Source organism: Hyphomicrobium sp. (assembly GCF_036262015.1).
Taxonomy (GTDB): domain Bacteria; phylum Pseudomonadota; class Alphaproteobacteria; order Rhizobiales; family Hyphomicrobiaceae; genus Hyphomicrobium_C.
This window is the reverse complement of sequence record NZ_DATAJR010000010.1, coordinates 38,666-60,778: the sequence shown is the minus strand read 5'-3', so window position 1 is coordinate 60,778 and position 22,113 is coordinate 38,666. Positions and strand designations below refer to the sequence as shown.

15 protein-coding genes are annotated in these 22,113 nt (G+C 64.2%); 11 read left to right on the top strand and 4 right to left on the bottom strand.

The window, feature by feature from the left end; translation table 11 throughout:
- Nucleotides 1-48: 48 nt before the first annotated feature.
- The 11 genes from VHO05_RS19260 (at nt 49) to trxA (ending at nt 17,252) form a co-directional block, all read left to right on the top strand.
- Complete coding sequence (locus VHO05_RS19260; protein WP_329648256.1) at nt 49-1,968, top strand: stimulus-sensing domain-containing protein; 1,920 nt, start codon at nt 49-51, stop codon at nt 1,966-1,968.
- Nucleotides 1,943-2,410 carry an HPr kinase/phosphatase C-terminal domain-containing protein gene (locus VHO05_RS19255; protein ID WP_329648255.1) on the top strand — a complete coding sequence of 156 codons (468 nt, stop codon included), beginning with the start codon at nt 1,943-1,945 and terminating at the stop codon, nt 2,408-2,410. The genes VHO05_RS19260 and VHO05_RS19255 overlap by 26 nt, the downstream gene beginning before the upstream one ends.
- 207 nt (nt 2,411-2,617) lie before the next feature.
- Nucleotides 2,618-3,022: a PTS sugar transporter subunit IIA gene (locus VHO05_RS19250; protein WP_329648254.1), complete on the top strand. Its 405-nt coding sequence runs from the start codon at nt 2,618-2,620 to the stop codon at nt 3,020-3,022.
- A gap of 18 nt (nt 3,023-3,040) precedes the next feature.
- A complete protein-coding gene (locus VHO05_RS19245; protein WP_329648253.1) occupies nt 3,041-3,346 on the top strand; it encodes an HPr family phosphocarrier protein in 306 nt (101 codons plus the stop codon).
- A gap of 150 nt (nt 3,347-3,496) precedes the next feature.
- On the top strand, nt 3,497-4,903 hold the full coding sequence (ahcY, locus tag VHO05_RS19240) for an adenosylhomocysteinase (RefSeq protein ID WP_329648252.1): 1,407 nt from the start codon (nt 3,497-3,499) through the stop codon (nt 4,901-4,903).
- A 218-nt stretch (nt 4,904-5,121) separates the two neighbouring features.
- Complete coding sequence (locus tag VHO05_RS19235) at nt 5,122-7,635, top strand: ATP-binding protein (RefSeq protein WP_329648251.1); 2,514 nt, start codon at nt 5,122-5,124, stop codon at nt 7,633-7,635.
- The gene (gene tsaE / locus VHO05_RS19230; protein ID WP_329648250.1) at nt 7,592-9,172 is read left to right on the top strand and encodes a tRNA (adenosine(37)-N6)-threonylcarbamoyltransferase complex ATPase subunit type 1 TsaE; all 1,581 of its coding nucleotides are present in this window, start codon (nt 7,592-7,594) and stop codon (nt 9,170-9,172) included. Before VHO05_RS19235 ends, tsaE begins: the two co-directional genes overlap by 44 nt.
- Nucleotides 9,169-9,894 carry a nucleotidyltransferase family protein gene (locus VHO05_RS19225; protein ID WP_329648249.1) on the top strand — a complete coding sequence of 242 codons (726 nt, stop codon included), beginning with the start codon at nt 9,169-9,171 and terminating at the stop codon, nt 9,892-9,894. The genes tsaE and VHO05_RS19225 overlap by 4 nt, the downstream gene beginning before the upstream one ends.
- A 209-nt stretch (nt 9,895-10,103) precedes the next feature.
- Nucleotides 10,104-13,256 carry a double-strand break repair protein AddB gene (gene addB, locus VHO05_RS19220; protein WP_329648248.1) on the top strand — a complete coding sequence of 1,051 codons (3,153 nt, stop codon included), beginning with the start codon at nt 10,104-10,106 and terminating at the stop codon, nt 13,254-13,256.
- Nucleotides 13,253-16,825, top strand: a complete 3,573-nt coding sequence (gene addA, locus VHO05_RS19215) for a double-strand break repair helicase AddA (protein ID WP_329648247.1) — start codon at nt 13,253-13,255, stop codon at nt 16,823-16,825. The genes addB and addA overlap by 4 nt, the downstream gene beginning before the upstream one ends.
- Before the next feature lie 82 nt (nt 16,826-16,907).
- A complete protein-coding gene (gene trxA, locus VHO05_RS19210) occupies nt 16,908-17,252 on the top strand; it encodes a thioredoxin (RefSeq protein ID WP_329648246.1) in 345 nt (114 codons plus the stop codon).
- 52 nt (nt 17,253-17,304) lie between these two features.
- On the opposite strand, the gene VHO05_RS19205 is transcribed toward trxA, so the two are convergent.
- The 4 genes from VHO05_RS19205 to trpB all read right to left on the bottom strand — a co-directional run bounded on the left by VHO05_RS19205 (nt 17,305) and on the right by trpB (nt 22,065).
- Nucleotides 17,305-18,597: a folylpolyglutamate synthase/dihydrofolate synthase family protein gene (locus VHO05_RS19205; RefSeq protein ID WP_329648245.1), complete on the bottom strand. Its 1,293-nt coding sequence runs from the start codon at nt 18,595-18,597 to the stop codon at nt 17,305-17,307.
- A gap of 194 nt (nt 18,598-18,791) precedes the next feature.
- The gene (gene accD, locus VHO05_RS19200) at nt 18,792-19,826 is read right to left on the bottom strand and encodes an acetyl-CoA carboxylase, carboxyltransferase subunit beta (RefSeq protein ID WP_414653817.1); all 1,035 of its coding nucleotides are present in this window, start codon (nt 19,824-19,826) and stop codon (nt 18,792-18,794) included.
- Between the two features lie 137 nt (nt 19,827-19,963).
- The gene (gene trpA / locus VHO05_RS19195; RefSeq protein WP_329648244.1) at nt 19,964-20,797 is read right to left on the bottom strand and encodes a tryptophan synthase subunit alpha; all 834 of its coding nucleotides are present in this window, start codon (nt 20,795-20,797) and stop codon (nt 19,964-19,966) included.
- Nucleotides 20,794-22,065, bottom strand: a complete 1,272-nt coding sequence (trpB, locus tag VHO05_RS19190) for a tryptophan synthase subunit beta (RefSeq protein ID WP_329648243.1) — start codon at nt 22,063-22,065, stop codon at nt 20,794-20,796. Before trpB ends, trpA begins: the two co-directional genes overlap by 4 nt.
- Nucleotides 22,066-22,113: the final 48 nt, after the last annotated feature.

Sequence of the window (22,113 nt, the reverse complement as noted above, 5' to 3'; positions counted from 1 at the left end):
TTCGATATTCGGGCAGGCCGGTAAGCACCGGTCGGCAGTGGAGGGACTATGGCGCTCGAGACCGAGCGATCACAGGCGGAAGGAGTCGGACTCGATGCCGTGCCGACCGCCGTGAGCCGCTGGCTGGGAGCGCTTTCAGGCGGCTTCCGCGGCCTCGGGCGAGGGCTCACAAAGATCAGTGCGGGCGCCGGACGCTGGTGGCGCGCCTTTCCTCTGGTCCGCTTCGTAAGCGGCAGCCTTTGGCGGCGCATCCTGATCGCCAGCCTCGCAGGACTTGTCGTCATGTTCGGCGGCATTCTCTATTTCAGCGAGAACAACGCATGGCTGATCGATGCCAAGCGTGAGTCCCTTTTGGTTCAGGGCGAGATCATCGCCGCTGCGATCGCCAGCGATACGCGGGCTGAGGGCGGCCGCCTGATTATCCATACCGACAGTCTCCCCTCGGTTGACAAGGCTGAGCAGCCGGACGATTCCGCGTTTACGGCCCATGAGCTTTCGATCCGTCCCGAGCGCGTAGCGCCCATTCTGCGCCGGCTGGTCCAGCCAACCACACGTCGCGCGCGCGTTTACAGTCGCGACGGAACATTGGTGATGGACTCCGCCATCCTGATGAAGCGCGGCCAGCTCTCCCGCCACGAGCCGAAGGTCAACAACACTGGCAGCCGGATGGGCACCAAGAACTTTTGGACCCGGCTCAAATCCTGGATGATTGGCGAGGAGCTGCCGGTCTACAAGGAGATCGGCAACGCCAACGGAACCTCGTATCCCGAGGTACGGCAGGCCCTTCAGGGCACGCCCACGGCCATGCTGCTGCTGAATGACAAGGGTCAGCAGATCGTCTCGACAGCCGTCCCGATCCAGCGTGCGTCTGTCGTGCAGGGCGTGCTTCTGATGTCAACGCGACCGGGCGAGATCGATCAGATTGTCGCCGATCAGCAGAGCCAGATTTGGATCCTTGCCGTATTCGCAGGCCTTGCAACGCTGCTGAGCGCACTTCTCTTGGCGCGAACCGTTGCGGGTCCGATCCGCAGGCTCTCGGAGAGCGCCAAGCTTGTCAGCCGGAACATCAGCGCGCGCCACGAGCTGCCGGACTTCGCGCATCGCACCGACGAGGTCGGGCAGATGGCCTCTGCGTTCGCAGCAATGACCGCCGGCCTTTATCGCCGTATCGAAGCCAGCGAAAGCTTTGCGGCCGATGTCGCGCACGAGCTCAAAAATCCGCTAGCCGCAGCGCGGTCGATGGCCGAGTCGCTCTCCTATGCAAAGACGGACGAGCAGCGCAAAGAGGTCGTGTCTCAAATCCAGAATGAGCTGAAGCGCCTGAACCGGCTCATCACGGATGTCTCGAATGCGTCGCGGCTCGATGCCGAGTTGGCCCGCCAGCAAATGGGCCCTGTGGACGTCACGAACGTGGTCGCGAGCGTCACGCAGATCTTCCGCGATATTCTGTCCGGCGACACGCGCCGCGTGGAAACGAACATCGCGGTCGCGCCGTTTGAAGGCGCGTTCCTGATCAGCGGGCATGCGGGCCGTCTCAGTCAGGTACTGACCAATCTCGTCGACAACGCGATTTCCTTCTCGCCCGAGGAGCGCGCGGTGGTCGTTCGCGTGCGCCGGGTCGAAGGTTTCGTCGAGGTGGCCGTGGAGGACGAAGGTCCGGGTATTCCCGAAGATCGTCTCACCATCATCTTCGATCGCTTTTATACTGATCGCCCGGATACGGAGGCCGTGCGCGGCAAGAACTCCGGTTTGGGTCTCTCGATCTCGCGCGAGATTATTCGCGCGCACGGTGGCGAGATCTCGGCGGAGAACAGGTGGCCTGCCGGCGCGCGATCCGATGACAAGCCGCTCGGCGCGCGCTTCGTTGTGCGGCTTCCGGGGCTTCTCGCATCGGCGCGCTCCGCGATGACGAGCGGACGTCGTCCGGTATCGGAGCGGTTCAATGAGCCCGTCCACGAACGGACCTGAGCTGGTTCACGGCACCGCATTGGCGCTGGGCGACAAGGCTGTGCTCATCCGTGGTCCGTCCGGATCTGGAAAATCCGATCTCGCCCTTCGTTGTATCGCGCAAGGCCCCTTCGCGCACATCTCCCGCCGCGCGGAGCTCGTTGCCGATGATCAGGTCCGTCTCTTGCGCAGCGAACGCGGCATCGAAGTGAGTGCCCCGCCAACAATCGCCGGCAAAATGGAGGTCCGCGGCCTCGGCATCCTTCCTTTGCCGCATCGCGCGTCGGCCGTGCTGACGCTGGTGGTCGATCTCGTGAGCGTGAGCGACGTGCCGCGTTATCCCCTTGATGAGGTGTCGACGGAGTTTCTGGGCACAAGGATCCCGGTCATTCGCCTCGCACCGTTCGAGGCCTCAGCGCCGATCAAGGTCCTTCTCGCCCTTAACGAAGCCACAGCGCGTTAACTCCACCGGTGCATGATTAGGAAAGTCCTTGCGTTGCCCGCGAACCCCTGTAAGTCTCCGGCCGCCGCTCAAAGCGGGTCGGCGGATCGCCGCACCTGGCATGACGAATTGGGGATTATCCTGATGCCATGGACACTTAGGGCGCGGCCCGGCACTGCGGGGATGGGCTCGGAAACTACGAATGCGAAACAACTTCGGCTCATCTAGATGATCGGACTTGTGATCGTCACTCATGGCGGTTTAGCGGTCGAGTTCCGCGCGGCACTCGAACACATCGTCGGACCTCAAACGCAACTCGAGACCATTGCCATTGGTCCTGAGGACGACATGGAGGTCCGCCGCAGCGAGATCCTTGATGCCGTGCGCCGCACGGACACAGGATCGGGCGTCATCATCCTCACGGACATGTTCGGAGGGACGCCCTCCAACCTTGCGATTTCCGTCATGGACGAAGCGAAGGTCGAAATTCTCGCGGGTATCAACCTTCCGATTCTCGTCAAGCTGGCTGGTTTGCGCGGCGAAGCTCCCCTTGATGAAGCCGTCACGCTCGCGCGGGAAGCCGGGCGGAAGTACATCAAGGTCGCCAGCCAAGAGCTGTCGGGCGAGCAGTAGACCTGGCGGAAATGCGCGATGCCTGAGATCCGAAATAGCAAGCGCCCCGAAGCTGTTGTCACCGTCGTGAACCGCAAGGGCCTGCACGCCCGGGCTTCTGCAAAGTTCGTGAGGCTTGCCGAGAGCTATGACGCGACCGTCACCGTTTCTCGGGACGGCCAGACCGTAGGCGGTACGTCGATCATGGGGCTCATGATGCTGGCGGCTGGCCCCGGATCCACCCTCTATATTACATCGGAAGGCTCCGAAGGCCCGGAGGCCCTGGAGGCGCTGGTCAACCTGGTCGAGACCGGCTTTGGAGAGGAGCTGGCCGAGGAAGACTGAGCTCCTTCTCAGCCCGAAGCCCATCCTCCGCCAAGACATAAGGACTTGTTTATATCTTATTGCGGTCCGCCCCGGGCGCGGCTATACGAGGGCGGACTCCGCCCCGATGAGCCGCGAGTTTCTCGGGAAACGCTCGAAAAAGGGATCTGCATGACCGCCGCAAACGACTACATCGTCAAAGACATTTCGCTCGCTGCGTTCGGCCGCAAAGAGATTGACCTCGCCGAAACGGAAATGCCGGGCCTCATGGCCATCCGGGCCGAATACGGTCCCAAGCAGCCGCTCAAGGGCGCCCGGATCGCCGGTTCGCTCCACATGACGATCCAGACCGCCGTGCTGATCGAGACGCTGAAGGCGCTCGGCGCCGATGTACGCTGGGTCTCCTGCAACATCTTTTCGACCCAGGACCACGCCGCGGCCGCCATCGCCGCCGCCGGCACGCCGGTCTTCGCCTACAAGGGCGAGACGCTGGTCGAGTACTGGGACTACACCGCGCGCCTGTTCGACTGGCACGGCGGCGGATTCCCGAACATGATCCTCGACGATGGTGGCGACGCCACCATGCTGATCCACCATGGCCTGCGTGCCGAGCAGGGCGACACGGCTTTCCTGGACAAGCCGGGCTCCGAGGAAGAAGAAATCTTCTTCGCGCTCATTAAGCGCCTCTTGAAGGAAAAGCCGAAGGGCTGGTTCGCCGAGGCCGCCAAGTCGATCCGCGGCGTCTCGGAGGAGACCACGACGGGTGTGCACCGCCTCTACAAGCTGGCGGAGCAGGGCAAGCTGCTGTTCCCGGCCATCAACGTCAACGACAGCGTCACCAAGTCGAAGTTCGACAACCTCTACGGCTGCCGTGAATCGCTCGTCGACGCCATCCGTCGCGGCACCGACGTGATGCTAGCCGGCAAGGTCGCGTTCGTTGCCGGCTTCGGAGACGTGGGCAAGGGCTCGGCCGCTTCGCTCCGTCAGGCCGGCGCCCGCGTCATCGTTTCGGAAATCGATCCGATCTGCGCCCTCCAGGCTTCGATGGAAGGCTACGAGGTGGCGACGATCGAAGATGCCTTCAGCCGCGCCGATATCTACGTCACGGCGACGGGCAACAAGGACATCATCACGGTCGACCATATGCGCCAGATGAAGGATCGCGCCATCGTCTGCAACATCGGCCACTTCGACAACGAGATCCAGGTCGCCGGTCTCAAGAACTTCAAGTGGAACAACATCAAGCCGCAGGTCGACGAGATCGAGTTCCCGTCCGGCAACCGCATCATCCTGCTGTCGGAAGGCCGCCTGGTGAACCTCGGCAACGCCATGGGTCATCCGTCGTTCGTCATGTCGTCGTCGTTCTCGAACCAGACGCTGGCGCAGATCGATCTGTGGGCGAACCCGGGCAAGTACGAGAAGAAGGTCTATACGCTGCCGAAGGTGCTCGACGAAAAGGTTGCCGCGCTGCACCTCGAAAAGCTCGGCGTCAAGCTCACCAAGCTCCGCCCCGACCAGGCCGACTACATCGGCGTGACGGTCGAAGGCCCCTACAAGCCGGACCACTACCGCTACTGAGCCTGTTTCAGTAGGCTGTCGAATAACCCGCGCGTGGCAATCCTGCCGCGCGCGGGTTTTCTTTTTCAGGCGCAGGAAGAATACCGCGCTGCCAGGGGTGTGCGTGTGCTCCGCTTGGACTGGCATAGCTCTCCGAAGCTGCCCATAATTCGATACGATTCGCCGTGTCTGCACGGGGTGCAGCTGCGCCCCGGACTGCCCCTGAAATCCCGAGATCGATGCCAACGAAAAGCCCCACACCTGAGCGGCAGAACACCCGGGTCGAGCTGATCATGCTCGTGTTGGCGAGCCTTGCCTGCGTCACGGTTCTGACCGCGACGCTCGCGTCTGGCCGCAGATACTTGGAAGAGGGTGGGCTTCCGGGCGGTACTTGGATATTGGCCGCACTCGTCGCAGTCGGCGGCATTGGGACCATTTATCTGCTGTACGAGACCATCACGACCATGCGCCGGCAGGCGCGCCGCGCACAGGACGAGGCGCGCGAGCTGCGCCGGGCTCTGGCGGCCGCGGAAGCGCTGATGAAGGCCGAGCCGCAGGTGCTGATGCATTGGGAGCAGGGGCGAGGGACCTCGCTCGTCACCAACACTCTGACCGGCGTGCCGGGACTTCCGACGAACAATGCCGAAATCATGCGTTTCAACTTCTGGCTCGACCAGAAGAGCACGGCGGCATTGAAGTCTGCGCTTGATAGCCTCCTCTCCGAAGGCCGCGCGTTCAATCTCATACTGAAGACGGCCGCCGGCGGCCATGTCGAAGCTGACGGCCGGGCCGCAGGCGCCCGCGCCGTGCTGCGCTTCAAGGATGTGGCAGGTTATAAGCGCGACCTGTCCGTCATCCTTGATCAGCATATGCGTCTTGCCCGCGATGTCCGCTCCGGGCGAGCCCTTTTGAGCGCGCTGCCGCATCCGGCATGGTTGCACGACGCGTCCGGACGCCTGACTTGGGTCAACAGCGCCTACGTCAAGGCTGTCGATGCCGAGACCGAAACCGAGGTCGTCGAGGGGCAGATCGAGCTGCTCGAATCGCGCCAGCGTAAAGCGGTCGCGCGCGTTTTGAAAACCGGCCAGACGTTCAAGGAGCGCATTCCGCTCGTCATCGGCTCAGAGCGCAAGACCCACGAGGTGACGGTGCTGCCGCTCGGCGATGCAACGGCTGGCGCCGCCATCGACGTAGGCGCGATAGAAACCGCCAAAGGCGAGCTGGACCGCCAAGTCGCCGCCTACGACCGTACGCTCGACAAGGTCGCGACTGCCGTCGCGATCTTCAATGCCGAACAGAAGCTGACCTTCTTCAACGCCGCCTATCTGAAACTCTGGCGGCTGGACGCTGACTGGCTGAACACATCGCCCGGCGACGGCGCTCTACTTGACCGACTCCGCGAGCTTGGCCGTCTGCCGGAGGTCGTGAACTATCGCGAATGGAAGTCGAAAGTCCTCAAGGTCTACAAGGAAGAGGCCGAGCACGAGGACTGGTGGCATCTGCCGGATGGTCGTGTCGTCCACATCATGGCCGCACAGCGCCCCGACGGCGGCGTGACCTATCTCTACAAAGACGAGACGGAACGTCTCGCGCTTGAAAGCAACTATAACGCCCTCATCAACGTCCAGACCGAGACGCTCAACAGCCTCAAGGAAGGCGTGGCGGTGTTCGGGACCGACGGACGGCTGCGCCTTCACAATTCCGCGTTCGCTTCGATTTGGAAGCTCTCCCCGCAGCAGCTCAATGAAAGTCCGCATATCGACGAGCTGATCAAGTTTACGCACGTGCTCTACGGCGAGACGTCCACCTGGACCGAGATCAGCCGCGCCGTCACGTCTTTCGAAGAGCGCGAGCCGCTCGAGGGGCAGATGGTGCGACCCGACAGCAGCGTGATCGACTATGCCGTCACGCCCCTGCCGGACGGCGGTACGCTTCTCACCTTTGTCGACGTCACGGACTCGAAACGGTATGAGCGCGCCCTCATCGAACGCAACGAAGCGCTCGTCACGGCCGACAAGCTCAAGAACCAGTTCATCGGCCACATTTCCTATGAGCTGCGCACACCGCTGACCAACATCATCGGCTTCAGCGAGTTGCTCGCCAACCCGATCTTTGGCGCCTTGACGCCACGCCAGCGCGAATACTTGGATGACATTGCGTTCTCGTCGAAAACGTTGCTGGCCATCATCGACGACATCCTCGATCTTGCCACGATCGATGCCGGCGGCCTCGAGCTCAAACTCGAAGCGGTCGATGTCCGCGCCGTGATCGATCAAGCCATCAATGGCGTTCGCGAACGCGCCGCCCGGGCCCGCCTTACGCTTGACATCGCCATCGGTGACGATGCGTTGACTTTCACAGCCGACGAGTATCGCGTGCGCCAGGTCCTGTACAACCTCCTGTCCAACGCCGTGGGCTTCTCGAAGCCCGAGGGTGTGATCCACCTGTCCTGCTGGCGGGAGGACAACGGCATGGTGTTCGCGGTCGAGGACCAGGGGGTTGGTATTCCCAAGGAACAGCAACGCCGGATTTTCGAGCGTTTTGAAAGCCGTAGCCAGGGTTCCAAGCACCGCGGCGCGGGCCTGGGGCTGTCCATCGTCAAGAGCCTTGTGGACTTGCACGGGGGCGACATGATGCTCGACAGTGAGCCTGGAAGAGGGACCAAGGTCACGGTACGGTTCCCCGACCGCGGCGCCCAGCAGGACCAGAATGCCCCCCCAAGCACCGATGCAGTACGAGTGGCGCGTAACTGACGCCGACGAGCCCAGCCTCGTGCGGCTCGCGCAGCGTCTGGCCCTGAAGATCGCCGTGGGCGATGTGGTTGCCCTGTACGGCGACCTCGGAGCGGGCAAGACCACGTTTGCCCGCGCCTTGATCCGGGCCGTCCTCGGCGATCCGCAAGCGGAAATACCGAGCCCAACGTTTTCGCTGGTGCAGACGTATGTCGCGGAGCGCCTCGAGCTGGCCCACCTCGATCTCTATCGCCTCTCCGGAGAGGACGAGCTGATCGAGCTGGGACTCGACGAGCAGCTCTCGATCGGCGCCGCCATCATCGAATGGCCGGAGCGCGCGCCGGGTCTCCGCGTCCCCAATCGTCTCGATATCCATCTGTCCCAGGGGGCTGAGCCGGACCAACGCACTCTGATCCTGAGCGGCACGGGAACCTGGACTGCCCGCCTCGCGCGCCTTGCGGCGATGTCGGACTTTCTCGCTCAGAGCCCGCCATGGAACTGTGCCGAGACCTCGTATCTTCAGGGCGACGCGTCGGCGCGCGCTTATGCGCGCCTGGCGCGCGATGGAAAAACCGCGATTTTGATGGATCAGCCGCGCCAGCCCGATGGCGCACCGATCCGCGGTGGGCTTCCCTACAGCCGCATTGCCCAATTGGCCGAAGACGTGCGCGCGTTCGTGGCCGTCGCATCTGCTCTCAAGGAAACGGGGCTCAGCGCGCCGGAGATCTACAGCATCGATCTCGGGCGCGGCTTCCTCGCGCTGGAAGATTTCGGTGATCGCGTTTTCGGCCGCGAAGTCGCGAGTGGAACGTCGCAAGAAGAGCTATGGCGCGCCGCAACGGACGCGCTGCTCGTCCTCAGCACGCTCCCCGTGCCCGAGGCCATCGCCTTACCAGACGGCACAGTGCACCGCATACCGGCGCAGGACGGCACGGTGCTCGGCATCGAGGTCGAACTGCTGCCGGATTGGTACTGGCGCGCCATTCATGGCGCCCCCATTCCTGCCGAGCCACGTCAGGAGTTCATGGCCGTTTGGGAGGGCGTTTTTGCGCGTCTTGCTTCCGAACCCAAAGGCTGGGTGCTTCGCGACTTCCACTCTCCCAATCTCGTGTGGCTCCCGCACCGGGACAGCTACCGCCGCGCGGGACTGCTCGACTTCCAGGATGCGCTCGTGGGCTCGTCGGCCTACGATCTCGTCTCTTTGTTGCAAGATGCCCGGGTCGATGTGCCCGCCGCACTCGAGGACAAGCTGTTGACCTATTATATCCGCATGCGGAAGGCGGCTGATTCTACCTTCGATAGGGAAGCCTTCCGCTTCGCCTACGCGGCGCTGGGCGTTCAGCGCAACACCAAGATTCTCGGCATCTTCGCTCGCCTCGCCATGCGCGACGGCAAGCATACGTATTTGCGTCACATCCCGCGCATATGGAGCTACGTGGCGCGCGGATTGGCTCACCCTGAGTTGGCCGGTCTCGCGCGCTGGTTCGATCGATATCTTCCCGCCGAGGTTCGGCTCACCCCGCCTGACCTGTCCCGCCTTGAGGCCACACCTTCATGACACAACCGGTGACGACCGCGATGGTGCTGGCTGCGGGCCTTGGCACGAGGATGCGTCCGCTGACGGACGCAGTGCCGAAGCCGCTCGTAGAGCTCAAGGGCAAGCCGCTGATCGATCACGTGCTCGACAGGCTGGCCGCGGGCGGCATCACGCGCGCTGTCGTAAATGTCCATCACAGGGCCGATCAGATCGAGGCCCATCTGGCCGGTCGCAACCACCCCGCCATCACGATTTCCGACGAACGCGATGCCTTGCTCGATACCGGCGGCGGTGTCGTCCGCGCGCTGCCACTCCTGGGCGACAAGCCGTTTCTGATCCACAACTCGGATTCCGTCTGGATCGAAGGCGTCGGCTCCAACATTGCGCGCCTGGCAGCGGCTTTCGATCCGGAGCGCATGGATAGCCTGATGCTGCTCGCCCTTGGCGCCACCAGCCTCGGATACGACGGTCACGGCGATTTCGTCATGGCGCCCGACGGGCAGCTCGCGCGCCGAGGCGAACGGAAAGAGGCGCCGTTCGTGTTCGCCGGCGCGTCGATTGCGCATCCGCGCATGTTCGAGGGCGTGCCGGAAGGCCGCTTTTCCCTCAACATGTTGTGGGATCGCGCCATTGCGAACAGCCGTTTTTACGGCCTTCGCCTCGACGGCACCTGGATGCACGTCGGCACGCCGCAGGCGGTCGACGAAGCGGAACAGTGGATAGCGCGCGCGGAAAGCGCCTGACCACCCTCCTGAGCGGCTATACCCAAGAGGAACTTCGGCTCGGACTGTCTCCGATTCGGAGCGCTGTTGCTTGCCCGTTAGACCATGATCGCTTCGGACCCATCAGTCCGAAGCGTGAATCATCGGTCTCATCAAAGACTTGGAGCGTGATTTCAATTCAATCAAAAACAATCACGCTCTAGGGAACCCTTGGAGCCAAACCCTCGAAGATGACGCAACGCGGTCGCGCCAACATCTACACGGTCGAAGCAGGCCGCTCGTTTCTTGATTGCCTCGCCGCCGCCATCCTCGATGGTAGCCTGCCGGGCAACGGCTCGCGCGCGCCTGGGCTCATGGACCTCCCGCGCGTCACGCTCTACCTGCCAACCCGCCGCGCTACGCGCGCGTTGCAGGAGGCGTTCCTGCGGGCATCGGGCGGCCGTGCACTTCTGCTGCCGAAAATCGTCCCGATCTCGGAAGGCGAGGAGGATCTCTCGCTGATCTCAGCCGCCGCTGAGGCGGATGCCGCCGAAGACCTCGGCGCAATTCCGCCTGCGATTGGAGAACTGGAACGTCGCCTCGTGCTTACCAACCTTATCCAGAGGTGGACCGAGGTCATGCATAGCGCGCGAAGTGGCGTCGAACCTCTGGCTGTGGCCGGTGCGAGCACACCCGCTCAAACCGCGGTTCTCGCCAAGGAGCTCGCGACGCTCATGGACATGGTCGAGACCGAGGATGTGAATCTCGACGGTCTCGCGACGCTCGTGCCCGAGAATTTCTCCGAGCATTGGAAGAAGACGCTCGAATTCCTCGAGATCGTCACCAAGTTCTGGCCCGCCTACCTCGTCGAGAGTGGAATGCTCTCGCCCGCAAGCCGGCGCAACGCCGTGATCCGCGCCGAAGCGCAGCGCCTCTCCAAGACACCGCCTGCGGCTCCGGTCATCGTGGCGGGCGTCACCGGCTCGATCCCCGCGACCGTCGAGCTGATGCGCGCCGTCGCGGGGATGCCCAACGGCGCGATCGTGCTGCCGGCGCTCGACACGCATCTGGACAACGCAAGCTGGCAGACCATCGGCTCCGACGATCCCAAGCACCAGCATCCGGAGCATCCGCAGTTCGGGCTGAAGAAGCTGCTCGATGCGCTGGGATGTACGCGAGACGCGGTTGCCGTTCTCGGCGAACGCCCCTCGTCCGCTGCACAGGCGCGGAGCCGCCTCATTGCGGAAGCCATGCGCCCCGCCGGCACGACGCAGCGCTGGGAAAGCTTCGCCGCTGCCGCCCGCAAGGATCCGGCCGCCGCCGCGCCTCAAGGCTTGAGCCTCATCGAGGCGCCGACCGCTCAGGACGAAGCGGAAGCCGTGGCGCTGATCTTGCGCGAAGCCGCTGAAACGCCCGGCAAGACGGCGGCGCTCGTTTCGCCTGATCGTTTCCTCGCGCGCCGCGTGGCGATCCGCCTCGAAGCCTGGGGCATCAAGGTCGACGACTCCGCGGGCCGCCCTCTTGGCAAAACGCCGCCAGGTGCCTTCCTCGATCTCGTCATCAACGCTGCGGCCACGCGCTTCGCTCCAGCCGAGACCGTCGCCCTCTTGAAGCATCCGCTTGCGCGGCTGGGGCTCGATCCTTTTGCCGCCCGCCGTGCTGCGCGTGCCATCGAGATCGCAACCTTTCGCGCGCCCTACCTCGGTGATGGGCTCGCAGGCGTCGAAGCCGCGTTCGAGAAGGCCGCCGACGACCGCGCGCAAGGCGTCCGCGCGCATCCGGCCGTCAAACGCCTCTGGACCGAAGACTGGCAAGGCGCACGCGATCTTCTTGCGCGCCTGCGGGCCGCATTCGCACCTTTGCTCGAACTCTATGAGCGCGATGCTCCCGTTTCGCTCCGCGATCTCGTCAGCGCGCACTGCAAGGCCGCCGAGGCGGTCGCCGCGCTTCCGGACGAGGAGGGTGCCCAAGGCACGGATGAAAGCTCGCTCTGGCGCGACGAGGCGGGCGACACCGCCGCGCGCTTCTTTGCCAGTCTGCTCGACGAACGCCTGCCGGATCTCTCGCTGCCCGCGTCGGACTATGCCGATCTCTATCGCAGTTTGGCATCCGCAGAGACGGTGCGTCCGCGTGGCCCAGTGCACCCGCGTCTCTTCATCTGGGGCCCGTTCGAGGCGCGCCTGCAGCAGACCGATGTCGTCATTCTGGGCTCCCTCAATGATGGCACATGGCCGAAATCTTCCGATCCCGGTGCGTGGCTGAACCGCCCGATGCGCGAAGCGCTCGGCCTGCCGTCGCCAGAGGAGAAGATCGGCCAGTCCGCGCACGACTTCGCCACACTGCTCGCCGCGCCCGAGGTCATCTTGACCCGCGCCGAGAAGAAGGATGGCGTGCCGACTGTACCCTCCCGCTGGCTCCTGCGCCTCAAGGCGCTGCTCGACGGCATGGGTGTCGCGTCCGCGCTCGAGCCGAAACAGCCCTGGCTCGCCTGGGCTCGCCAGCGCGACAACGTCCGTCCTGTACCGCGCCTCGGCGTGCCGGAGCCGCGCCCTGCAGTCCACCAGCGCCCGCGCAAACTCTCGGTGTCCGCGGTCGAGACCTGGATCGGCAACCCATACGCGATCTTCGCGCGCAACATTCTGAAGGTCGAACCGCTCGCGCCGCTCGGCCAGCCGCCGGGACCATCCCTGCGCGGCAGCATCATTCACGACGCGTTGTCGGAATTCGCGAAGGCCTATCCCGACAGGCTGCCCGACAACATCGAAATCGAGCTAGTGCGCTTTGCGCGGGCTGCCCTCGACACATACGCAGCGCATCCCCGTATCGCGGCGTTCTGGGTCCCCCGCTTTGAGCGCTTTGCTGCTTGGTTCGCGGCGACGGAGCCAGCGCGGCGCGCGGGCATGTCGGAGATCAAGACGGAAGTTTCGGGTGCGCTCGTGTTCGCTGCGCCGGCGGGTCCCTTCACCCTCACGGCGCGCGCCGACCGTATCGACGTCGCTGAGGATGGGCTCGTCATCTCGGACTACAAGACCGGCAAGCCGCCCTCGGCGAAAGCGGTGCTCGCCTGCGTGCGGCCTCAGTTGCCGCTCGAAGCCGCCATCGCGCTCGATACCGCCTTGGGTTTCGAGACGGTCGCGAAAGCGCGCGTTGTGGGCCTGCGCTACATCCAGGCCTCCGGTGGCGAGCCGCCAGGCGCAGAGGAAAACGTCAAGGCGCCTGACATCGCGGCGCTCGCCGACCAGGCGCTCGACGGCTTGATGCGTCACGTCGCACGCTTCGATGATGAGACAACGCCCTATCGGCCGCTGCGCCGTGCGCGCTTCAGCTACGACTACGACGACTACGCCCATCTCGCGCGCGTTGCCGAATGGTCGTCCGGCGCGATGGCCGAGGAGGACGCATGAGCGTGAACGACGTCGCGGCAATCAAGAAAGAGCTGGAGAGAACGACGCGTCTTCAGGCAGACGCGGCCGATCCGGCCGCCTCGGTTTGGGTCAGCGCCAACGCCGGTACCGGTAAGACGCACGTCTTGACGATGCGCGTGCTGCGCCTGCTGCTGGCCGATACGCCGCCCGAGCGCATCCTGTGCCTCACCTATACGAAGGCCGCCGCAGCCGAGATGTCGAAGCGCGTCTTCGAAAGCCTCTCCAAGTGGGTGATGCTGGAGGAGGCCGATCTCGAACATGCGCTCCTCGAATTCCTCGGTCGCGAGCCGGACGCGACGGAAATCGCGCGCGCCCGTACGCTCTTCACCCGCGCGACGGAAACGCCAGGTGGTCTCAGCGTTCAGACCATCCATGCCTTTGCCGAGCGATTGTTGCAGCGCTTCCCTCTCGAAGCTGGCGTCACGCCGGGGTTCTCGATCCTCGACGACGAAACCTCGCGCAAGCTGATGCGGGAGGCCATAGACCGCGTGATCGGCGCTGCAGCCGGCAATCGCGCGAGCCCGCTCGGCCGCGCGCTTGAGACGGCTATTGCATACGCAGCGGACGATCGCTTCGACGAAATCCTAGCCGACGCCCTCCGCGAACGCGAATGGCTCGAAGCCGCCGTGCGCTGGCCCGCCGCGCAAGACGGCGCGCCCGAAGGGCTTGATGCGGTCGAGGATCTGTTGCGCGAGCATTTCGCCGTCCGCCAAGGAATTTCGCGCGCCGCGATCGAAGCCGAAGGCGCCGTGCTCCTCGCGCCGCGCGAGCTGATGCATGTGCGCGATGTGCTGCGCGGCGGCGGCAGCACAGACAACAGGATGGCTGACAAGGTGTCCGACGCGCTGGCGACGGGAACGGACCGCGCGCGTATGGACGCGTTGAGCGACGTGTTCCTCAAGAGCGACGGGACCCCGCGTGACAAGTTCCTCACCAACGGGCTCAAGGCAAAGAATCCGGAGATCGAGCCGCTGCTCTCGCGCGCCCAAAGCCGCTTTCTCTCCCTTTGGGCCGAGCAGCAGGGCGCCGCCGTCGTCGAGGCGACAATGGCGTTGGTGCGCCTCGCGGATGCGGTCCAGCAGCGATACACGGACGCCAAGGTCCGCCGCGCCGCGCTCGACTTCGAGGATCTGATCGCGCGTACGAAGAACTTGCTGTCCACGCGCGAGTCCGCCGAATGGGTGCTCTACAAGCTCGACAACGGGCTGGATCACATTCTTGTCGACGAAAGCCAGGATACGAGCCCCTCGCAGTGGCGCGTGGTCGAAGCCATGGCCAACGAGTTCTTCTCCGGTGACAACGCGCGGGCCGAAACCGTTCGCACGCTGTTTGCCGTGGGTGACGAGAAGCAGTCGATCTACTCCTTCCAGGGCGCCGCACCCGAGATGTTCTCGGCGATGGGCGATCGCTTCGCCGACATCGGCAAGAACGCCAACGTCACGTGGCGACAGATCCCGCTCACGCTGTCGTTCCGCACCGTTGCGCCGGTGCTCCAGGCTGTGGATCGCGTCTTCGCCGACACACAGCGCACGCCGGGCGTCACGCCTGCGCCCCATGCTGCGAAACGCGCCGGGCAAGGCGGGGTGGTCGAGATCTGGCCAACCGAGAAGCACGAGGACATAGTTCCCGCCGACGCGTGGTCTCCACTTGAGGAGCAATCGGCCGAGCCGCCGGTCGTGCGTCTCGCCAATCGCATCGCGGACACCATCAAGGGCTGGCTCGAGAGTGGCGAGAAGCTGGCCTCGACCGGCCGCGCCATCGAGCCGGGCGACGTGCTGATCCTTGTGCGCAAGCGTCAGCCCTTCGCAGGCCCGATGGTCCAGGCGTTGAAAGCGCGCGGCATTCCTGTGGCTGGCGCCGATCGCATGCGCCTGACCGAGCAGATCGCCGTGCAGGACATGCTCTCGCTCGGTGACTTCCTCACATTGCCCGAAGACGATCTCGCGCTGGCAGAGGTCTTGAAAAGCCCCATCTTCGCGCTCGACGACGCCGATCTCACGGATCTCGCCTACGAGCGCAAAGGCACGCTCTGGAAAGCGCTCCTGGACAAGAGCGAGGAAAATCCGCGTTACGTCGAGGCGGCGGCCACGCTGAAGCGCTGGCGCAAGGCCGCCGACTTCCGGCCGCCGTTCGAGTTCTTCGCCGATCTTCTGGACCGCGATCGCGTGCGCGCCAAACTCATCGCGCGGCTGGGGCCCGACGCCGCCGATCCCTTGGACGAGTTCTTGAATCTCGCACTGACCTACGACGACTCCGCGCCGCCCTCGCTCGCAGGCTTTCTCGCCTTCATGCGTGACGGCTCGCGCGACATCAAACGGGATATGGAGCACGGCCGCAATGAAGTGCGCGTCATGACCGTGCACGGTGCCAAGGGTCTCGAAGCGCCGATCGTGTTCCTGCCGGACACATGCAGCGCCGGTTCCGCAGCGAGCCAGGCAGGCCGTCCGATGAAAATCGAAGCGATGAACCGCCCGGTGGGCGTGCCGGCGCCGTTCGTTTGGCCGGTCAAAGGAACGAGCGGTCTCGATCAGATCCGCGAGGCACGCGAGGCCTTGAAGCAGCGGGATCGCGAGGAGCGCAATCGCCTCCTCTATGTCGCCATGACGCGCGCCCGCGACCGCCTCTATATCGCGGGTTTCGAGAACAAGAGCGGGCTCGATGCAGGCTGCTGGTACGAGCTGATCCGCGACGGCCTCGAAGGCGCGCTGGAGCGGACGCGCGATGCGGACGGCCGCGACGTCCTGCGTCTCGCCGCTCCGCAGATCGCGCCGCAAGAAAAACCGAAGGTCGAGTTGGCGGCCCATCGCCGCGCGGCTGCGCTTCCGGCGTGGAGCGCGCTCTCCGTTCCGCGCGAGCCACAACTGACGATCCCGCTCGCGCCGTCACGGCTCGCCCCGTACGACACGGATGATGAGGGCGAACCGCTCGCGACGCCGCCGCCGAAGGATCGGCAGGCGGAACCCGCCGCCGCGAGCCCGGCGGCAATGTCGAATCAGAGCCGCTTCCTGCGCGGCACACTCACGCACGCGCTGCTTCAGCATCTTCCGTCGCTCGAACCGAAAGCCCGTGCGAAGGCGGCGAAAGCCTTCCTCGCCGAGCGCGGTCGGCCGCTTCCGGCGCGGACGCTTGCATCCATCGCCAACGAAGCCATCGCGGTTTTGTCGGATGCCACCTTTGCCCCTGTGTTCGGCGCTGGCAGCCAGGCGGAGGTGCCGATCGTGGCCATCATTCCACGTCCGGACGGAGACGGCCCACCGCTCAAGATCGCGGGTCAGATCGACCGTCTCGCCATCCGCGACGAGGGCGCCCTGATTGTCGACTTCAAGACGAACCGCGTTGCGCCGGAAACCTTGGAGGCGGTCGCACCGGTCTACCTTTATCAGCTGGCCGCCTACCGCTTGGCGGTGCGCGAAATCGTCTCCGGCAAACCGGTCCGGGCTGCCCTGCTTTGGACGCATGGTCCCTATCTTATGGAAATTCCTCAGGAAATTTTGGAATCTTACGCACAGGACCTATGGCGCCTCGATACCGCCCGGCTTGACGCCTGAGAGGCTCATTCCTACGTTCACGGTCCGGTTTGGCCCCGGGTACGTATACGCCCGGAGATGCCGCAAAAGGAGAAACACCAAGATGACCGCACTCGTATCCGATAAGACGTTTGACGAAGAAGTCCTGAAGTCGAGTGAGCCCGTACTCGTCGATTTCTTCGCCGAGTGGTGCGGTCCCTGTAAAGCCATGGCACCCGCCCTGGAGCAGGTGGCCGCCGAACAGAAGGGCAAGGTCAAGATCGTGAAGATCGACGTCGACCAGAGCCCGGCGATCACGACGAAGTACGGCATCCGCGCGATGCCGACCCTGATCGTGTTCAAGAACGGGCAGGTCGCCGGCCAGCACGTCGGCGCGCTCGTTCAGAAGCGCAAGCTCGAGGAATGGCTGGGCGCCCAGATCGGCGAGACTCTTGTCGCCAAGGCGTAAGCCGTCGCATATTGCGGAACGAAAAAGGGCTCCGGATCGGAGCCCTTTTTTATTAGTTCGCCTGCGGCTCGACGCCTTCCTGCAGGGCGAGAACGTGGCCGGCGAGATAGAGCGAGCCGGTGATCAGCACGCGCTTGGGTCCGGGTTCGAGGATGTCGATGCGCTTCAACGCGGCTTCGACCGATTGGCCGGCTTCGGCGCTGAGCGAGACGGCACGCGCGGCTTCGGCGAGCGCTTCCGGCGTGAACGGCGCTTCATGCGAGCCGGGGATCGGCACGCAGACCACATGACGCGCGAGGCCGCGGAACGACGACAGGAATCCGGCTGCGTCCTTGAGGCCGAGCATGCCGACGATAAGATAGAGCGGCTTCGGCGCGCGTTCTTCGAGGTCCGCGAGCGACTGCGCGAGGAATTGGCCGGCCGCAGGATTGTGCCCGCCATCGAGCCACAACTCTGACCCGGAACGCAGCAGTGACGGCAGCGGCCCGCTGTCGATGCGCTGCATACGGGCGGGCCAGCGCGCGGTCAGGAGCCCGCGCTCGATCGCCGCTTCGTCGATCGGAACCGCCTTGAATTCCATCGCTGCAGCAACTGCCGTGCCTGCATTGATGATCTGGTGGCGGCCGACGAGCGACGGCAGCGGCAGGTCCAGAAGCTGGTCCGCCTTCTGCACGATGAGCCGTCCGCGCTGCTCATAGGCGTCGAAATCCTGTCCCCACACGAACGGCCGCGCGCGCGCGCGTGCAGCTTCGCGCGTGATGACGTCGAGCACCGCGTCCTCTTGCTGCGAGATGATGCACTTCACGCCGCGCTTCAGGATGCCGGCCTTCTCCGCCGCGATCAGCTCGATGGTATTTCCGAGCTTTTCGGCATGATCGAGCGAGATCGGCGTCAGGATGGTGAGGGCCGGCGCATCGATGACGTTGGTTGCGTCCAGGCGCCCGCCGAGACCGACTTCCAGGAGAACGACATCGGCCGGATGCTCGGCGAAAGCGAGAAAGGCCGCCGCAGTGGTAATCTCGAATTGGGTGATGTCGTCGCCGCTGTTCACCGCCTGCGTCCGCGACAGCACGTCGACGAGGTCCGCTTCTCCGATCGGTCGCGTGATGCCGTCGGCATGTGCGAGCTCGATGCGTTCATGAAAGCGGACAAGGTGCGGCGACGTATAGGCATGCACGCGCTTGCCCGCGGCCGTTAGCATCGCCTTGAGATAGGCGGTGACCGAGCCTTTGCCGTTCGTGCCTGCGATATGGATGACAGGCGGCAGCGACTTTTGCGGACTGCCGAGCTTGGTCAGCAGCCGTTCTACCCGGCCCAGCGAAAGATCGATGAGCTTGGGATGCAAAAGCTTAAGGTCCGCGAGGAGCTGGTCGCTGGTCGGAATGTTACGCCCCTCCTTCTGCGAGCGCCGGGCAAAAACCTAGAAAGCCCTGAAGCCGTACAAGGGTCAACTCAACTTAGAGACTGTCGGGAAAAACTCGCTGGTCGTGTGCCCCAAAGCCCGATCACAATGTCCAATGAGACACGCTCGACGCGTTGTCAGTTTCTCGGCTGATCGCGCCGCTCTTTGCCGCTCGCCTCATCGTCATCCGGAGCAGTGAAGCGGTCGGCATCTTCCACTGGCTCAAGCTCGATGGCCGTGGTTTCGATCAGCTTGCCGTCGAGCGAGCCGTTGGGCTGAGCCTTGCCATTGCCGCGGCGTGCCTTGCTCTTTTCCACGGACGCTCCGTGCATGAGGAGGCTGCACAAGCGGCTCAGCGTCTCGCGCATCTTGTGGCGATGCACAACCATATCGATCATGCCGTGGCTGAGCAGATATTCGGCACGCTGGAAACCATCCGGGAGCTGCTCACGGATCGTCTGCTGAATGACGCGCGGACCGGCGAAGCAGATGAGGGCGCCGGGTTCGGCGATGTGGATGTCACCAAGCATGGCGTACGAAGCGGTGACGCCACCCGTCGTCGGGTCGGTCAACACAACGATGTAGGGAAGCTTTGCTTCGCGCAAGCGCTGCACGGCGATGGTCGTGCGCGGCATCTGCATCAGCGACAGGATACCTTCCTGCATGCGCGCACCGCCGGAAGCCGCGAAGAGAATGAAAGGCGCCTTGAGTGCGACCGCGCGCAGCATGCCGGTGACGACCGCTTCGCCGGCGGCCATGCCGAGCGAGCCGCCCATGAATTCGAAGTCTTGCGCTGCGGCCACCACAGTACGGCCGTCGAGCGTTCCCTCGCCGACGAGCACCGCATCGTCGAGCGACGTCTTAGTCCGCGCATCCTTCAAGCGGTCCGTGTAGCGGCGTCCGTCGCGGAACCGCAGCGGGTCCTGAGCGACGGCCGGAACCGTCACCTGCTCGAACGCGCCTCCGTCGAAGAGATTGGTCAGGCGGGCGCGCGAGCCCATTTTCATGTGGTAGTTGGAACCGGGAACCACGAACTGGTTGGCTTCGAGGTCCTTGTAGAAGACCATCTGTCCGGTCTCCGGGCACTTCACCCAGAGATTTTCCGGAACCTCGCGCTTCGTCGTGAGGAAGCTGCGGATCTTGGGACGGACGACGTTGTTGATCCAGTTCACGCTTGACCGCTCCTAAAGTGCTTGCAGCAAGACAACACGAAGGTTCTGTTCATTGCAACTCAGGCTGCCTCCCGGCAGCGCTGATTGCCTAGTTCCGCTTTGAAGTTTGCCTCGCGTCGGCAGCTGTCGCCCGTCGATCACGATGTCTTAAGGGCCGTGCTCAGGCCTTTGACCAAACTTAGGACGGAGCCAACCGTATTTCCAGTCGCACGCCCGTCCTCGGTTAAGCTCTCCTCGATGGCACGAACCAGGGCGGAGCCGACCACGACGCCGTCCGATCCATCGGCCATGGCGCGCGCCTGTTCGGGCGTTCTTACGCCAAATCCTACCGCCACGGGAAGGGTTGTTGCGCGTTTAATCCGCGCCACCTGCAGTTGAACGTCGTCAGGATTGGCCGCTCCCGCACCCGTGATCCCGGTGATGGAGACATAGTAAAGAAAACCTGACGTGTTTTTCAGTACCGTCTTCAGGCGCTTATCATCCGTCGTCGGCGTCGCGAGCCGGATGAAGTTGAGACCCCGTGCGACCGCGGGCAGGCAGAGCTCGTCGTCGGCCTCCGGAGGAACATCCACAACGATGAGTCCATCGACGCCAGCCTCCACGGCCGCGTCGAGGAAGGCATCGGCCGGAAACACGAAGATCGGATTGTAATAGCCCATGAGAACGATGGGCGTGTCTGGATCCGTTTTCCGGAACTCACGCACCATTTCGAGCGTGTCGCGCATCTTCTGCCCGGCCTTGAGCGCTCGAAGTGACGACGCCTGAATAGCAGGGCCGTCGGCCATCGGATCGGAAAACGGCATGCCGAGCTCGATGATATCCGCGCCGGCCTTTGGCAGGCCTGCGAGGATGGCTTTCGAGGTCACGAGATCAGGATCACCTGCCGTGACGAAGGTGACGAGTGCCGCACGGCCTTCCGCCTTCAGCGCCGCGAAGCGCCGATCGATGCGCGTTTCTTTTTTGTTGGTCAAAGCTTGATCCCCAGATAACCAGCAACCGCGAACACGTCCTTGTCACCGCGTCCGCACATGTTCATGACCAAGAGGTTGTCCTGGGGCAGCGTCGGCGCGAGCTTCGTCACCCAGCCGAGCGCGTGAGACGGCTCGAGCGCCGGGATGATGCCTTCGAGCTTCGCCGAGAGCTGGAACGCCTCCAGCGCTTCCTTGTCGGTGATCGACACGTATTCGACGCGGCCGGAGTCCTTGAGCCAGGAGTGCTCGGGGCCGACACCCGGATAGTCGAGACCGGCCGAGATCGAATGGCCTTCGAGAATCTGTCCTTCCGAGTCCTGCAGTAGATAGGTGCGGTTGCCGTGCAGCACGCCCGGTGCGCCACCGTTCATCGACGCCGCATGTCCGTTCTCCACGTCGAGACCGTGGCCGCCCGCTTCAACGCCGTAAATTTTCACGCCCGCGTCGTCGAGGAAGGGATGGAAGAGTCCGATGGCGTTGGACCCGCCGCCGATGCAGGCGACGAGCGTATCCGGCAACCGGCCCTCGCGTTCCAGCATCTGCTCGCGCGTCTCGTTGCCGATTACGGCCTGGAAGTCGCGCACCATGGCTGGATACGGATGCGGACCTGCCGCGGTGCCGATGAGATAGTAGGTGTCGCGCACGTTGGTGACCCAATCGCGCAGCGCTTCGTTCATGGCATCCTTGAGTGTTCCAGCACCCGCAGTAACCGGGTTCACCTTGGCGCCGAGCATATGCATGCGCGCGACGTTCGGAGACTGGCGCGCAACGTCGGTGGCACCCATGTAGATTTCGCAGGGGAGCCCGAAGCGGGCGCATACGGTGGCAACGGCTACACCATGCTGGCCTGCGCCCGTCTCCGCGATGATGCGCGTCTTGCCCATGCGCCGCGCGAGCTGGATCTGACCAAGGCAGTTGTTGATCTTATGGCTGCCCGTGTGGTTGAGCTCGTCGCGCTTGAAATAGATCTTCGCGCCGCCCGGTTTTCCAGCGGCCTTCGCGATGCCGCGGAAGTGCTCCGTGAGGCGCTCGGCGTAGTAGAGCGGGCTCGGTCTGCCGCCGTAGTGAAGCAGGAGGTTCGTCAGCTCTGCCTGGAAGGAGGGATCGTTCTTTGCGGCGTCGTAAGCCGTTTCGAGATCCAGGATGAGCGGCATCAGCGTCTCGGCGACGAAGCGTCCGCCGTAGGTGCCGAAGTGGCCCCGCTCGTCGGGACCAGTCCGCAATGTATTGACCTTCGGGTCCGTAGTTTTCTGCTCTTTCGAGGCCATCGGCCTGTCCTTTGCCCGTTAAGTCTCGGCCGCGTCGGGCCGGAGGGA